We start from the raw sequence: 14608 nt of genomic DNA, 5'->3' as shown, positions 1-14608 counted from the left end.
GAGCATCATCTATGGATCGAACACGCTGCGGCTGGTGCTCCGAAGATCCGCTCTATATCGCCTACCACGACCAGGAATGGGGCCGCCCGCTTCACGATGAAGCGCAGCTGTTTGAAATGCTATGTCTGGAAGGCCAGCAGGCCGGTCTGGCCTGGATTACCGTGCTCAAAAAACGCGAATGTTACCGTCAGCATTTTTTTCAATATTCCATTGCCGATATTGCCGCGTTGTCTGATCAGGCCTTGCAGGACAAATTACAGGATCGCGGATTAATCCGGCATCCGGCCAAACTCGCAGCCATCCGCACCAATGCTCAGGCCTGGCTCCAGCTGCAGCAGCAAGGTATCAATCTGGTCGACTGGCTGTGGCAATTTGTCGATCATCAGCCCGAGCAGCATACCGTGCCCGATTATCGCAGCGCCCCGACCTATACTGCAGCCAGTGTGGCACTGTCTAAAGCTTTAAAAAAGCAGGGCTTTCAATTTGTTGGCCCCACCATCTGTTATGCCTTTATGCAGGCCGTCGGCATGGTCAACGACCATGAAGATCACTGCGCCTTTAAATCTCTTCCCCCTTTAGCCGAGGAGCACTCATCATGAGCAACACTACCATTCGTGCCTATGCCGCCATGCAACCCGGCGAAGCGCTGGTGCCATATCAGTTTGATGCTGGCGAACTGTTGCCGCATCAGGTCGAAGTTCAGGTGGAATATTGTGGCCTGTGCCATTCCGATTTGTCGGTGATTAACAATGACTGGCGCTCTTCGGTCTATCCGGTGGTGGCCGGGCATGAAATTATTGGCACCATTGTCCAGTTAGGAAGTGAAGCCAAAGGATTATCTGTGGGCCAGCGTGTCGGCATTGGCTGGACGGCAGAAAGCTGCCAGCACTGCGATCCATGCCTGTCCGGCCGGCAGGTGCAATGTACCGGCGATAGTGTCGCCACCATTGTCGGACATGCCGGCGGTTTTGCCGATAAGGTCCGCGCCGGCTGGCAATGGGTCATTCCCTTACCGGATGATCTGGATGCGGAAAGTGCCGGCCCGCTGCTCTGTGGTGGTATTACCGTATTTGATCCGATCATTAAGCACCAGATTCAGGCGGTGCATCATGTCGGGGTGATTGGAATTGGCGGCCTTGGGCATATTGCCATTAAACTGCTCAAAGCTTGGGGCTGTGAAATTACGGCCTTCAGTTCCAACCTGGAGAAAACCGCAGAGTTAAAAGCCATGGGCGCCGATCATGTGGTGAATAGCCGTGACAGCGCTGCCCTGAAAGCCCAGCGCGGCAAGTTTGACCTGATTTTAAGTACGGTGAATGTCAGCCTGGACTGGCCGGTATATCTGTCTGCCCTGGCACCAAATGGTACGCTGCATATGCTGGGCCTGACCTTAGAGCCGTTACAGGTCTCGGCTGGTGCGTTAATTGGTGGTGGCAAAGCGGTGACAGGTTCATCGACCGGTTCACCATCGACCTTGCGCCAGTTACTGAGATTTGCCGCCCGCAAACAGCTGGCGCCGCAGGTTGAAGTGTTCCCGATGTCGCAGATTAACGAGGCAATTGAACATTTACATGCGGGCCGGGCGCGTTACCGGGTGGTGCTGAAAGCAGATTTTTAATCTGCTTTGAAGCCAAATCTATAATAGATACAATTACTCACGAATAAATTGGGCCGCCTCTGCGGCTGGCCTCGATTGTATAAAAAATGTGTTAGATATTCAGTCTGTTATGGCATATGCTTAACGATGCGCATATATTAATTAGCCAAACCGAATGATTGATGTCAGCGGTTTGATTCAAAAAGTCTGCTAACATGAAAGCAGCTTTGACACGATAAAATGATTTGAGAAAACCTATGAGTAAAGCCTTACCCATTGCTGTTGCTGTAATTTTAGGCGGTGCTGCACTTGTTCCTGTTTATTATGCAACTCAACACCCTGCCACTGTATCCTCAAAAGCATCTGCAAATGCGTCTGCGGTTGAAAAAATCAGCTATGCATTAGGCTATGAAGTTGCCCATCAAACTCCACCAGAGCTGGACATTAACAGCTTTGTGACTGGTGTCCGTGAAGGTCATGCGCGTCAGCAGCCAGCCTATACTGAAGAAGAATTACAAAAGGCCTATGAACAGTTCCAGCAGGAACTGCAACAAAAACAGGCTGATCAGGCCCAGCAGGCACAAACGGCCAGCGATGCCTTCCTGACTGAAAATGCCAAACAGGCAGGGGTACAAACCACCGCGTCAGGTCTGCAATATAAAATTACCCAGCAAGGCAATGGCAAACAGCCAACGGCCAGCTCTGTGGTAAAAGTACACTACACCGGTAAACTGGTCGATGGCAAAGTATTTGACAGCTCGGTTGAGCGTGGTGAACCAATCGAGTTCCCGTTAAACCAGGTGATTCCAGGCTGGACCGAAGGTCTGCAACTGATGAAAGAAGGCTCGAAAGCCACGCTGTATATCCCGTCACAACTGGGTTATGGCGAACAGGGCGTGCCGGGCATGATTCCACCAAACAGCACCTTGATCTTTGATGTTGAGCTGATTGAAGTAAAATAAAAAACAAGGAGAGCCTGGCTCTCCTTCGTTGTTTAGGGACGCATAATATGAAAAAAACGATCACCCTGCTCGGCCTCGCCCTGTGTAGCGCGGCCACACTGGCTCAACCGGTGACCACCAAAAGCTCCACTGAACAGCAGGTGGGCTACAGCTTTGGTTATTTAATGGGGCGCAGCAATGTCGACACCTTAAAAGGTATGGATCTGGATGCCTTTGTGGCGGGTTTAAAAGCCGCCTCACTGGGCCAGCAAGCCAGCCTAAGCGATGAAGACATGGCCCGTATTCTGACCCAGTTCAAAAAGCAGGCCGAAGCCAAACAGCTGATTGAGCTGAAACAGCGCGCTGAAGCCAATGACATGATTGGCAAGGCCTTTCTGGCAGAAAACTCGCGTAAGGATGGGGTGAAAGTCACTTCATCGGGGCTGCAATATCTGGTCTTGCAATCCGGTTCCGGAAAAAAACCGAAGGCCAGCTCCAAAGTACGCGTGCATTATGAAGGCCGCCTGATTGATGGCACCGTGTTTGATAGCTCGATGGCGCGTCAGCAACCGGCTGAATTTCAGGTCACACAAGTCATTCAGGGCTGGACCGAAGGGCTGCAACTGATGCGTGAAGGAGCCAAATACCGCTTCTTTATTCCAGCGAATCTGGGCTATGGCCAGATTGGTTCTGGCGATGCGATTGAACCGAACAGCATCCTGATTTTTGATGTCGAACTGCTGGAAGTGATCAATAAATAAAGATGCTTGTGCTGCTCATGCAGCCTCATCTATCAAAAGTTGCAAACTTACGGGCAAATCCTCGAAAGTATTTATCCTCATCGCATTTGGCATTCCAAACGAAACGAGCACAACCCATCCACTGACTTAAAATCAGCTTTTGATGTTGTGTTGTGTATGCTCTTAATTGGATGCCTGTTAGCAATTGAAAAACCTCTAGGTGTTGAGGTTATTTTAGCTTAAAATAAGGTTAAAGTAAATCTAGTATGAGGATAAGATGTACGAGTGGAGAACAGGTAGATCATGCATTTATAAAAATATTGTTCATTTAGTATTTGTTACAAAATACAGAAGAGATGTATTAACAAAAGACATGCTTTCCTCCCTAAAAGAGATTATGGAAGAAACCTGTTTGCAAATGGATTGTGAGCTTATTGAGTTTAATGGTGAAGATGATCACATCCACCTGCTTGTAAGTGTTCATCCAAAGCACTCAGTTTCCAACCTAGTTGGAAAACTGAAAGGGAAAAGTTCTTATGTTTTAAGGCGTTCATTTTGGGATGAAGTTAAGGAAAAACTATGGGGCAATCACTTTTGGTCGCCTAGTTATTGCGTTGTATCCTGTGGTGGCGCAAGTTTGGATGTAGTGAAAAAATACATTGAAGAACAAAGAATACCAACGTCAGAAAAAAATGCTAAAAAGTCCATGTCATTAAAAAAGAGCTAACTCGCCCTTAAAAGAGCGAGAATGCGCTCTTAGTTTTGTTCAATAAAAGCCCATAAAAAAACCCTTTGAGACTCAACGGCTCAAAGGGTTCTTTTATAGGAGCTGAACATCTTTCGCGTTCAGCTCTCAGTAATTAAGGTTTTAAATGACGCGGTCTAAAACCAGTGGCCAGCAGACCAAGAGCATAAGCTGCCACACCCACCACACACAGCAGTAGTACTTCCAGCACACGCATCCATTGCGATACATCACCGTTATACCAGCTCAAGGCGTACCATAAGGCAGCCACCATCACCGCATTGGCCGTGCCAAACTGGAACAGCAGTTTTTTCCAGTGCCCGCCAAAACGGAAAATATCGCGTTTATGCAAATAGAAATACAGCATACCGGCATTGACCAGCGCGGAACCTGAAGATGCCAGTGCCAGCGCCATGTGCTCGGCTTCCCAGTCAATCAGTTTAAACAGCCCAATAAACACCACGTTTAAAATGGCATTGGCTGCCACCGCCATTAAACCGACCCGAACCGGGGTGCGGGTATCCTGCTGGGCATAAAAGCCCGGAGCAAAAACTTTAATCAGCATAAAGGCAATGACCCCGGCACTCATACATTGCAGGGCCAAGGCCGTCATCTGGGTATCTTCCCAGGTGAACTGGCCGCGCTGGAACAGGGCCTGAATAATTGGGGTCGACAGCATAAACAGTGCAATACTGGCAGGCACACCAGCCAGCACAATAATTTTCGCCGCCCAGTCCATCATGCCACGGAATTTTTCCTGATTCTGCTCGGCATGGCGCGCCGACAAGGATGGTAAAATCACCGTACCAATTGCCACCCCAATCAGGCCCAGCGGCAACTCGGTCATCCGTTCGGCACTGTACAGCCACGATACCGAACCATCCTGCATAAATGACGCCCAGATGGTGTTCAGCAACAGGTTAATCTGGGTCACCGACACCCCAAACAGGGCCGGCAGCATCAGCTTCATGATGCGCTCAACGCCTTCATGCTTGAAGTCGATTTTTGGCGGAATCAGCAGCTTTTTACGCCACAATTCCGGAATCTGGATCGCCAGCTGCAAGGCTCCGGCAATAATCACCGCCCAGCCCAAGGCCATAATCGGCTCGGCCATATACGGCGTTAGCCACAGGGCTCCGGCAATCATGGCCAGATTCAGCAACACCGGTGCAAAGGCCGGCGTGGTAAAGGAGCCATAACTGTTTAAGATGCTGCTGGCAAAAGCGGTCAGCGACATAAACAGCAAATAGGGAATGGTCAGGCGGAACATGTCCGTGGCCAGCGCAAATTTTTCCGGATCACTATGGAAACCCGGCGCATAAACGTACATCACCGCCGGCGCCGCCACCATAGCAGCCAGTGTCAGCAGGCTCATCACCGAGGCCAGACAGCCAAACACCCGGCTAATCAGAATCTGCACTTCGGCATGGGTGCGGCTGGTTTTATATTCGGTCAGAACCGGAATAAAGGCCTGGGAAAATGCCCCTTCAGCAAACAGTCGCCTGAAAAAGTTCGGGATACGAAAGGCCACCACAAAGGTATCGAAATCCTTTCCCGCACCAAACACATTTAATAACACAATATCCCGCACCAGTCCCAACACCCGGGACAGCATGGTCATCGCACTGACAATAAAGGTCGATCGCCAAAGCGCCATCGGAACCACCCAAATAAAAATTTAGCCGCTATTGTAAAGAAACCTAAGCACAAGTTTCGTTATGAATTGATGAAGATGCTGCTTCTATCCTGCTGTTGCAGTCACGCAGTAAAGACCGGAACCGGCTCCAGTCAAAATAAGGTCCCGGATCGGTCTTGCGCCCCGGGGCAATATCGGAATGTCCAGCCAGATGACGCTGGATTTTCGGATAGGCCTGCTGCAAGGCCGACACCACTTCCGCCAGTACCTGATACTGGATCGCTTCAAAGGGCAGATCATCACTGCCTTCCAGTTCAATGCCAATGGAATAATCATTACATTCCGGCTTGGCCAGATAACTGGAACGTCCGGCATGCCAGGCGCGGTCATTGAAATTGACACATTGCAGCACTTCGCCGCTACGCAAAATCAGCAGATGCGCCGAGACCTGCATCCCTTCAATGGTCTGAAAGTAAGGATGCGCCGACCAGTCCAGCCGGTTTTGAAAAAACTGTTCGATATAACCGCCGCCAAACTGTGATGGCGGCAAACTGATATTGTGAATCACCACCAGCTGAATTTCGGTCTGCTGCGGACGCTGGTTAAAATTCGGTGAAGGCACCTGCCGCGCACCTTTTAACTGTCCCTGGATGACCTGAAAAGAAGCCGCCTGCTGCATAGAATGATCCTGATATTTTTTTCAGTATAAAAATTTAGCCCATCCTAAAACTTTCAGCTGAAAATCTCAAATCAGACAAAAAAGCCGCGAAAAAGCGCATCGGGCCAGCCGAACAGTGCTAATATATCGCGCAATTTTCATGGGTAAAGAGATAAGGACAGGCAATGAGCATACCACAATCTTTATTGGAGCAATCTATCCAGATCAATATTCAGCAGGCCCTGCAGGAAGATATTGGCGAGGCAGATATTACCGCTTTACTTACCCCGGAAGATGAACAGGCCACCGCCACCATTATCAGCCGTGAAGACATGGTGCTGGCCGGTCAGCCTTGGGTGAATGCCTTAATCCAGCAGTACGATCCAAGCGTTCAGATTGAATGGCTGAAACAGGATGGTGATCGCGTGGCGGCCAATGAAGCCTTTTTAAAGCTGGCCGGTTCTGCGCGCAGTTTATTGACCGTGGAGCGCCCTGCCCTTAACTTTGTCCAGACCCTATCGGCCGTGGCCACCAAAACCGCCGAATATGTGAAACAGCTCGAGGGCCTGCACACCAAACTGCTGGATACCCGTAAAACCTTGCCGGGTCTGCGGATTGCACAAAAATATGCGGTCACTGTAGGCGGCGGTCAAAACCATCGTCTGGGGCTGTTTGATGCCTTCCTGATTAAAGAAAACCATATTATGGCTGCTGGCGGTATTGCCCAGGCCATTGCCAAAGCCCATCAAATTGCACCGGGCAAACCGGTGGAAGTAGAAGTTGAAACCTGGGATGAGCTGAATCAGGCTCTGGACGCTCAGGCCGATATCGTGATGCTGGATAACTTTAGCCAGCAACAGATGATTGATGCAGTCAAGCATGTTGCCGGTCGCTGCAAACTGGAAGCATCGGGCAATATCACCATTGCCAACCTGCGTGAAGTGGCCAGCACTGGTGTCGATTATATTTCTATGGGCGCTCTGACCAAAGATGTCAAAGCGGTCGATTTATCCATGCGTTTTAATGCTTAATCGCAATTCGATATTTGTCGATAACGAAAAAAGGTGCCTCATGAGGCACCTTTTTTATTCATTTAGGGTGAGTCGATGGCCGCAAGACTTTAATCATCTGCACGGCCGTCGCCATCACGGTCCTGATTCAGCATGGTGCCATCACCATCACGGTCATTGGCCGTATCACACGCGCTTAAACCAAAGGCGCCCATCGCCAGTAAGATCATCAAGTATTTCATGGTACATCCCTCTTTTTTGCTGTTTTAAAAAAATCACTGCGAGTTTTAGTAAGCCATGAAGCTCGGTTTCAGCATGTTGGTTTTTGTTATGAAGATGAATCTGCGCACAGGCGCTGGTTACGTTTGCTTTAATCACAAAAAACGCATCCGGAGATGCGTTTTATAAATATATGGTTCTGATCTTGCAGTGCTTACCAGCCTAAGGCCTGTTGCTGCTTTTTGATCAGTTCCTGAATGCCCTGCTCGGCCATTTCCAGCATGGCATTACATTGCAAACGGGTAAACGGTTTATCTTCAGCAGTGCCCTGAATTTCAATAAATTCACCAGCCTGGGTCATGACCACATTCAGGTCGGTCTGGCAGTTTGAATCTTCTTCATAGCACAGGTCCAGCAATACTTCGTCCTGATACATACCGACAGAAATAGCAGCGACCAGACCTTTTAACGGGTCCTGTTTAATTTTTTTGCTTTCTAGCAGCACATTCATGGCATCGACCAGCGCCACCGCTGCACCGGTGATCGCGGCAGTACGGGTACCACCATCGGCCTGAATTACATCACAGTCAATGGTAATGGTATTTTCACCAAGTTTTTTCAGATCGACCATGGCACGCAGGCTGCGGCCAATTAAACGCTGGATTTCCTGAGTACGGCCGCTCTGTTTACCCCGTGCCGCTTCACGGTCACTACGCGTATGGGTAGAACGTGGCAACATGCCATATTCTGCAGTTACCCAGCCTTGGCCTTTGCCTTTTAAAAAGCGCGGTACCGAGTTATCAATACTGGCAGTACACAGCACTTTGGTATGACCAAATTCAACCAAGACAGAACCTTCCGCATAACGTGTGTAATTACGGGTAATTTTGACATCACGCAATTGATCTAGGGTACGTTGGTCGATACGCATAAGTTGTCCTTATTTTGACTCAAATAAATTGTCGGCCAGTATAGCAGATGCAAGCGCACAGGTTTTGTCCCCGGGTCGGCTTTACACAATCTTGCCACAGAAAAGCGGGCCCTGCACAGTCAATACGGCAGCATGGCTGCTGCCCGGACCGATTCTGCTCTATAATAGCTATACAGATGAATTTTTAAACAGTATCAGGGATGTGACATGTCGATTCGGGAAGAACGTAAGCAGCAAAGTCGTCAGGCCATTTTAGATGCGGCCCTGACCTTAAGTACTGCCGAGCGCTCTTTTAGCAGCATCAGCTTAAGGGAAATTTCCCGCCATGTCGGGCTGGTGCCGACGGCGTTCTACCGGCATTTTCAGGATATGGATGAACTCGGCGCAGAACTGGTCGATCAGGTGGCGCTGCATTTAAAAAGTATTCTGCATCAGCTGGGTCAGGCCTATTTATATCTGCCCAATGCCAAAACCCGCACCAGCGTTGAACTGTTTTTTCAGGCGGTGGATCAGCATCCGCAGCAATGGATTTTTTTAATTGCCGAGCGTTGGGGCGGCTCGGCCACGGTGCGTCAGGCCATTGCCCGGGAAATCGAGTTTTTAATTGATGATTTTGCCAATGATCTGAAACGGGTAGAAAGCGTGCAGCATTTTGAACATCCGGAAGATTTTAAAGTACTGGCCAATATTTTAATTAACCTGTCCTTTAACTGGGCCATGAGCTGGATCGGCCTCAGTCGCCAGTTTGAAGGCGAGGCTTTAAGTCAGCAGCAGCACCAGTTTACCGAGCAGACCATTATCCAGGTGCAATTGCTGTTTCGTGGTATCAGCCATTGGGAGCGACCAAACATCACAATGCATGAAACCGCAGCACTAAAAAACCCGCTTTAAACAGCGGGTTTTTAACATCATGTTGGGCTTTTATTTGGCTTTACGTTCTTTATCGACCAGGTAGTTCACCACCTGAATCACTTTGCCGTTATCGCCCGACACCACATATTTACCATTAACCACCACTGCCGGCACACCGGTCAGCTGGTATTGGCGCGCCAGTTTATTGGCCTGTGCCACTTTAGAGGTAATCGCAAAAGAGTTAAACATGCTGTTGAACTTGGCTTCAGGAATACCGTATTTGACAAAGAATTTGGCCTGGGATTTCTGGTCAAAAATCTGCTGGCCTTTGTCATGAATGGCATGGAATAACGGCAAGTGGGTACGTTTACGGACGCCCAGTGCTTCCGACACATAATAGCCGCGCGCATTCATTTCCCAGACCTGGTTCATGGCAGCCGGAGTACGCACGAAGTTCACATCTTTTGGCAGCTTACGCAGCCAGGCTTGCATATGCGGCTCCAAGGTAAAGCAGTGGCCACAGCCATACCAGAAGAATTCACGGACTTCAATTTTACCCGGCACATCGACTTTGCCCGGATTGGCCAGTACGCGATAGTCTTGGCCTTCAACAAAATTGGCCGCCCATGCGCCACCTGAAATTGCAAACATTGCGGTTGCAAGGCTACCCAAAAGAAACTTTTTCATTGAACTTATTGTCCTCATAAATCGTTATGATTAGCTTATGCGAACACTATAAATCAATTATGCCGTTTTCGTTTTGCTTCTGTGAACTTTTTTACGGCTTTTATCGCTTTTTCCAGAATAAACGCTACACTAAACAGCATAGACTTTTTGAAATCATAATAACTTGATTGAGGTGACACCAATGTCGCAACTGAATGTTGATCCGCAAGAAATTGCCAAATTTGAAGCATTCGCAGCTATATGGTGGGATCAGCATTCTGAGTTCCGCCCTTTGCATCAAATTAACCCGCTCCGTTTAAACTGGATTGATGAACATTCAGGCGGACTGGCTGGCAAAAAAGTGCTGGATGTCGGTTGTGGCGGCGGCATTCTTTCGGAAAGCATGGCGCGCCGTGGTGCCGATGTACTCGGGATTGATATGGGTGAGGCGCCACTAAATGTCGCGCGTTTACATGCCCAGCAGGAAGGCGTCGAAAATATTGAATATCGCCAGATTCCGGTCGAGCAACTGGCAGAAGAACAGGCTGGCCAGTACGATGTGGTGACCTGTATGGAAATGCTGGAGCATGTACCCGATCCAGCCTCAATTATTCAGGCCTGCCAGAAGCTGGTCAAACCGGGCGGCCATGTGTTCTTCTCGACCATTAACCGTAATCCGAAAGCCTATTTATTTGCAATTATTGGCGCGGAATATGTGCTGCGCATGCTGGCCAAAGGCACGCATGACTATCATAAATTTATCAAGCCGTCCGAACTGGCACACGATATTCGCAATGCCGGCCTGAAACTGAAAGATATGACCGGTTTGCACTATAACCCACTGACCAAACGCTACTGGCTGGCGCCCAATGTTGATGTTAACTATATGGTGCATACCCTGAATGAAGGTGGCCAATGAAAGCGGTTTTATTTGACCTCGACGGCACCTTAATTGATACCGCGGCTGACTTTATCCGCATTATTCAGGACATGTGCCGCGATAAAGGCTGTGACATTGTCGCTGCCGAGCAGATTCGCACCCAGGTCTCTGAAGGCGCACGCGCCATGGTCAAGCTGGTGTATCCGGAACTGGAAGTGGAAGACCCGGTCTTTTTAGGCCATCGCCAGCGCTTTTTAGACCTTTACGGCGCCGATATTGCGGTAGAAACCGACCTGTTTGAAGGCATGTATCCGCTGCTGGAACAGCTGGAACAGCAGCAGATTCCTTGGGGCATTGTCACCAACAAGCCACGCTGGCTCAGTGAAGCGCTGTTAAAAGCCCTGAACCTGACCGAACGCTGTGCGGTACTGGTCTGCCCGGAAGATGTCAGCAAGACCAAGCCCGATCCGGAACCGATGTATCTGGCCGCAGCACAGCTGGGACTGGAACCACAGCAGTGTATTTATGTCGGCGATCATCCACGTGATATTGATGCCGGACGCAATGCCAGCATGTACACCATTTTAGCCGCCTATGGCTATTTACCCTTACAACACAAAGATGACTTAACAGCCTGGCAGGCAGACTGTATAGTGAATAATGTCACAGAATTACATCAGGTCTTACACCAGATGCTGTCACAGCAACAACAACATTCAATCACTTCATAATTACAGCAAAAAAACGGAGGTCGATCATGAAATATTCAGAATATCAACCTCGCCCTGATCTGCTCAAAGATCGCGTGATCCTGATTACAGGTGCGGGCGACGGTATTGGACGTGCAGCCGCGATCAGCTTTGCACTGCACGGCGCAACCGTTGTCCTGCATGGTCGCACCCTGAATAAACTGGAAGTCATCTATGATGAAATTGAAGGTTTAGGCGCACCGCAGCCAGCCATTCTTCCGCTACAGCTGTCCAGTGCGTCATCGCGTGATTATGAATTGCTGGTCGATACGCTCGACAAGCAGTTTGGCCGTCTGGATGGCATTTTGCACAATGCCGGCATTCTGGGTGAGCGGACCGAACTGGTGCATTATCCGGCCGATGTCTGGGATGATGTGATGGCCGTCAACCTGCGTGCGCCCTTTGTTATGACCCAGGAACTGCTGCCTTTACTGGAAAAATCGGCACATGCTTCGGTGGTGTTTGCCAGCTCGGGCGTCGGTCGTGAAGTGCGTAAGCGCTGGGGCGCTTATTCGGTGTCTAAAATTGCCATTGAAGCGGTCAGCAAACTGTTTGCCCAGGAAAATGTGCATCCGAATATCCGTTATAACTGTATTAATCCGGGCGCGACCCGCACCGCCATGCGTGCCAAGGCCTATCCGGATGAAGATCCGAAAACCTTGCCGACACCAGAATTAATCATGCCGGCCTATTTATATTTAATGGGCGATGACAGCCTGCACATGAACGGCCAGAGTATTGATGCGCAGGACTAATGCCCTTGCTGTATCCATGAAGGAAGCCCTGTGCTTCCTTTTTTATGCGCGTCCATAAAGCTGTAATTGCTCCCCTTTACGTAAATATATCGGTTTGGGCTTAAGTCGGCTTGAATTTCAGCAAAATTTGCCGATACTAAAGCCCTGTTTCTGATTATCCCGAGATACCCATGTCTGACTTTAGCAATATCACAGTAACGACCCATGAAGATGGCATGGTGTCTTTATTGATTAATGGTCAAGCCATTTCTGAAAAATACGGCATGAAATTTGAAGCCAGTATTCTCGATGAACTGCAGGCACTCGAGGCCGGGCAAAACCTGAAACTGTTTGACCAGTTTATCTTTTCGCATACCGATCTGAACTTTGAACATCACTACAGCTATGTCACCGGTATTTATAAACAGGCCGAGGACTATGCCGTCTATAAAAACTTTGTCTACCGGATTCTGGTCGATGGCCAAGCCCCGGTCGAGCATGTGATTACCAAACAGGGCCAGCCAATGAGCGCCGAAGATGTACGCGAATTTATTCAGGCGCATATCCAGAAGTCACTGACCGACTATACCGACCTGAAATATGCCTACTAAGCACATGCTTGAATCCAGGACCTGCGGGTCCTTTTTTATGCGCTGCTAAATTTTATACACTACCAGACCATAAATCGTATTTTTAAATCATTTTTATAAAATTATTCGGTTTTTCAAATTAAAACATCCGGCCTATACTGCTACTCAACCGCAATGAATCAATGAAAGGAGCAGCACATGGCCGACCAGCAACGTAAAAATGACATTATCCGTTCCATTGAACACTTACAACTGCCCGCCAGCTTATTGGCCGTACTTGAAGATGGCCAGCAGGCCGAATGTCTGGCCCATGCCATCGACTCCTTGCAGGACTTAAGCCAGCAATGGAACTGACTGCGGGCAGAATCCCGGAAATACGGGCTAGGCTTTTTGCGCCCAATGTTGTATAACCAGTTCACGTGACAACAGACAAGTCTTTCATCATCTGTTACTTTTCCAGCATAATATCCAAAATATCTCTGCTTTCGATAAAGAATTAACGATCTTTCTTCACAGTTTCTCTGCATTTTTTTCGTACAGTAAGACACAGTGAAATAAAAGACGATAAACGAGGTTTTTTCACATGAAAAAGATAGTGACAGTTATGGCGATCTCTTTCAGTGCGTTGCTGGCCAGCGGGATCACTGCGGCTGCACCTCAGTTTGACAATCCGGGACGCGGCTATGAACAGTCACGTCAGCACGGTCAGGGCAAAAAACATCGTGAATATCGTGAATCGAAAGAGGTTTATGAAAAACGCCGCCAGCGTGAAGAACGTGGCTATCAGCGTTTACAGCAGCATAAATGGCAAACCGGTTATGTGATGCCGCAGCATTATCGTGGCAATGGCTACAAAGTCGAATATAAAGAGCATAACCTGCCTAAACCGGACCGTAAGCAGCAATGGTATAAGGTCAATAATGACTATATTCTGGTCAATGCCGATACCCACAGTATTCTTAAAATCCTGTCTTTCTAAGCTGCACTCCGACAGTTTCAGTCCCACTCCTCGGTTGCCCAAACATCGGTTTGGGCTTTTTTATATCGGCAATTCTTTAAGCTGCTATTTTGGCTGTAGGGCAGATGCTAGCCGGCTTTCAGGCTCTCCGCTTTTTCTTCATGATTTTCACAATTCATCTCAATTGCTCTCATCCTTTATCTCAACTTTCTGGTTAATTTGGACGTATTCCAGAGATATACAGTTTGACTCAAAGGTGAGCGTCATGAAAAAAGTATTAACCACCATTGCCCTGTCTTTAAGTGCGTTTATGGCTACTACAGCCATGGCTGCGCCTGATCATCGTGATCATGACCGTCGTGCGGCAACCCACTACAAACATCAGGATAGCCGTTGGGACCGTGATCATAAACGTCCGGTTGTGCGCGTAAATCCGAGCCGTGACTGGCGTGTGGGCCAGACCTTACCGCGTGCCTATGACCAGTCCCGTTATAAAGTCAGTGACCGCGAAGCGCGTCGTTTACCAAACACCGGCCGTTATCAGCAGTGGTACAAAATTAATGGCGATTACGTGATGATCAACGAACGTACCAACCGGATTATTCGCATTATGGGCTAAGGGTTTCGTCTCATTTTCCCTTCCCTCTTTACACCTGAACCACCCCGTTCAGGTGTTTTTTTATTTTTTCAGCTTACGCCCCG

20 protein-coding genes are annotated in these 14608 nt (G+C 48.8%); 14 read left to right on the top strand and 6 right to left on the bottom strand.

All coding sequences use genetic code 11. The features are described 5' to 3' along the window. The first annotated feature begins 11 nt into the window (after positions 1–11). The 4 genes from FTU86_RS03425 (at position 12) to FTU86_RS03410 (ending at position 3299) form a co-directional block, all read left to right on the top strand. A complete protein-coding gene (locus FTU86_RS03425) occupies positions 12–599 on the top strand; it encodes a DNA-3-methyladenine glycosylase I (protein WP_016658692.1) in 588 nt (195 codons plus the stop codon). After that, positions 596–1618 carry an NAD(P)-dependent alcohol dehydrogenase gene (locus tag FTU86_RS03420; RefSeq protein WP_180048312.1) on the top strand — a complete coding sequence of 341 codons (1023 nt, stop codon included), beginning with the start codon at positions 596–598 and terminating at the stop codon, positions 1616–1618. The genes FTU86_RS03425 and FTU86_RS03420 overlap by 4 nt, the downstream gene beginning before the upstream one ends. A gap of 236 nt (positions 1619–1854) precedes the next feature. After that, positions 1855–2559 carry an FKBP-type peptidyl-prolyl cis-trans isomerase gene (locus FTU86_RS03415; RefSeq protein WP_005180950.1) on the top strand — a complete coding sequence of 235 codons (705 nt, stop codon included), beginning with the start codon at positions 1855–1857 and terminating at the stop codon, positions 2557–2559. A gap of 47 nt (positions 2560–2606) precedes the next feature. Continuing rightward, positions 2607–3299, top strand: coding sequence for an FKBP-type peptidyl-prolyl cis-trans isomerase (locus FTU86_RS03410; protein WP_180048311.1), 693 nt, complete (start codon positions 2607–2609; stop codon positions 3297–3299). A gap of 25 nt (positions 3300–3324) precedes the next feature. On the opposite strand, the gene FTU86_RS03405 is transcribed toward FTU86_RS03410, so the two are convergent. Continuing rightward, positions 3325–3483, bottom strand: coding sequence for a helix-turn-helix domain-containing protein (locus tag FTU86_RS03405; RefSeq protein ID WP_257222136.1), 159 nt, complete (start codon positions 3481–3483; stop codon positions 3325–3327). A gap of 72 nt (positions 3484–3555) precedes the next feature. On the opposite strand from FTU86_RS03405, the gene tnpA reads away from it, so the two are divergent. Then, a complete protein-coding gene (tnpA, locus tag FTU86_RS03400) occupies positions 3556–4005 on the top strand; it encodes an IS200/IS605 family transposase (RefSeq protein ID WP_180048310.1) in 450 nt (149 codons plus the stop codon). Between the two features lie 133 nt (positions 4006–4138). On the opposite strand, the gene murJ is transcribed toward tnpA, so the two are convergent. Both murJ and ampD read right to left on the bottom strand, forming a co-directional pair. Beyond that, entirely contained in the window at positions 4139–5680 is a 1542-nt protein-coding gene (murJ, locus tag FTU86_RS03395; protein WP_016658690.1) for a murein biosynthesis integral membrane protein MurJ, read from the bottom strand. Positions 5681–5723: 43 nt separating this feature from the next. Next, positions 5724–6338, bottom strand: coding sequence for a 1,6-anhydro-N-acetylmuramyl-L-alanine amidase AmpD (gene ampD, locus FTU86_RS03390; protein WP_016658689.1), 615 nt, complete (start codon positions 6336–6338; stop codon positions 5724–5726). Positions 6339–6502: 164 nt separating this feature from the next. Between ampD and nadC the strand changes: the two genes are divergently transcribed. Further along, positions 6503–7348 carry a carboxylating nicotinate-nucleotide diphosphorylase gene (nadC, locus tag FTU86_RS03385; protein ID WP_104489818.1) on the top strand — a complete coding sequence of 282 codons (846 nt, stop codon included), beginning with the start codon at positions 6503–6505 and terminating at the stop codon, positions 7346–7348. A gap of 89 nt (positions 7349–7437) precedes the next feature. Here the strand turns inward: nadC and FTU86_RS13795 are convergent, their stop codons facing one another. Further along, on the bottom strand, positions 7438–7569 hold the full coding sequence (locus FTU86_RS13795) for a hypothetical protein (RefSeq protein WP_005180959.1): 132 nt from the start codon (positions 7567–7569) through the stop codon (positions 7438–7440). Positions 7570–7760: 191 nt separating this feature from the next. After that, positions 7761–8477: a ribonuclease PH gene (rph, locus tag FTU86_RS03380; protein WP_005180961.1), complete on the bottom strand. Its 717-nt coding sequence runs from the start codon at positions 8475–8477 to the stop codon at positions 7761–7763. A gap of 207 nt (positions 8478–8684) precedes the next feature. Between rph and FTU86_RS03375 the strand changes: the two genes are divergently transcribed. Further along, entirely contained in the window at positions 8685–9368 is a 684-nt protein-coding gene (locus FTU86_RS03375; RefSeq protein ID WP_075175030.1) for a TetR family transcriptional regulator, read from the top strand. Positions 9369–9398: 30 nt separating this feature from the next. Here FTU86_RS03375 and FTU86_RS03370 read toward each other — a convergent pair whose 3' ends face one another. Beyond that, on the bottom strand, positions 9399–10016 hold the full coding sequence (locus FTU86_RS03370; protein ID WP_016658685.1) for a thiol:disulfide interchange protein DsbA/DsbL: 618 nt from the start codon (positions 10014–10016) through the stop codon (positions 9399–9401). 181 nt (positions 10017–10197) lie between these two features. Between FTU86_RS03370 and ubiG the strand changes: the two genes are divergently transcribed. The 7 genes from ubiG (at position 10198) to FTU86_RS03335 (ending at position 14525) form a co-directional block, all read left to right on the top strand. Next, positions 10198–10914 carry a bifunctional 2-polyprenyl-6-hydroxyphenol methylase/3-demethylubiquinol 3-O-methyltransferase UbiG gene (ubiG, locus tag FTU86_RS03365; protein ID WP_005180969.1) on the top strand — a complete coding sequence of 239 codons (717 nt, stop codon included), beginning with the start codon at positions 10198–10200 and terminating at the stop codon, positions 10912–10914. Beyond that, the gene (locus FTU86_RS03360; RefSeq protein ID WP_075167943.1) at positions 10911–11606 is read left to right on the top strand and encodes an HAD family hydrolase; all 696 of its coding nucleotides are present in this window, start codon (positions 10911–10913) and stop codon (positions 11604–11606) included. The genes ubiG and FTU86_RS03360 overlap by 4 nt, the downstream gene beginning before the upstream one ends. Positions 11607–11632: 26 nt before the next feature. Then, the gene (locus FTU86_RS03355) at positions 11633–12379 is read left to right on the top strand and encodes a YciK family oxidoreductase (protein WP_180048309.1); all 747 of its coding nucleotides are present in this window, start codon (positions 11633–11635) and stop codon (positions 12377–12379) included. A gap of 170 nt (positions 12380–12549) precedes the next feature. Further along, a complete protein-coding gene (locus FTU86_RS03350; protein WP_075167942.1) occupies positions 12550–12969 on the top strand; it encodes a hypothetical protein in 420 nt (139 codons plus the stop codon). A gap of 177 nt (positions 12970–13146) precedes the next feature. Further along, entirely contained in the window at positions 13147–13302 is a 156-nt protein-coding gene (locus FTU86_RS03345) for a hypothetical protein (protein WP_005180980.1), read from the top strand. 229 nt (positions 13303–13531) lie between these two features. Next, positions 13532–13927, top strand: coding sequence for an RcnB family protein (locus FTU86_RS03340; RefSeq protein WP_005180983.1), 396 nt, complete (start codon positions 13532–13534; stop codon positions 13925–13927). 244 nt (positions 13928–14171) lie between these two features. Further along, positions 14172–14525 carry an RcnB family protein gene (locus FTU86_RS03335; protein WP_005180985.1) on the top strand — a complete coding sequence of 118 codons (354 nt, stop codon included), beginning with the start codon at positions 14172–14174 and terminating at the stop codon, positions 14523–14525. The last annotated feature ends 83 nt before the right edge of the window (positions 14526–14608 follow it).

The sequence above is a fragment of the Acinetobacter sp. YH12155 genome, assembly GCF_013418255.1.
GTDB classification, from domain to species: Bacteria; Pseudomonadota; Gammaproteobacteria; order Pseudomonadales; family Moraxellaceae; genus Acinetobacter; species Acinetobacter indicus.
Note: the sequence above shows the minus strand (reverse complement) of the source record. Positions and strands in the feature narration are given on the sequence as shown.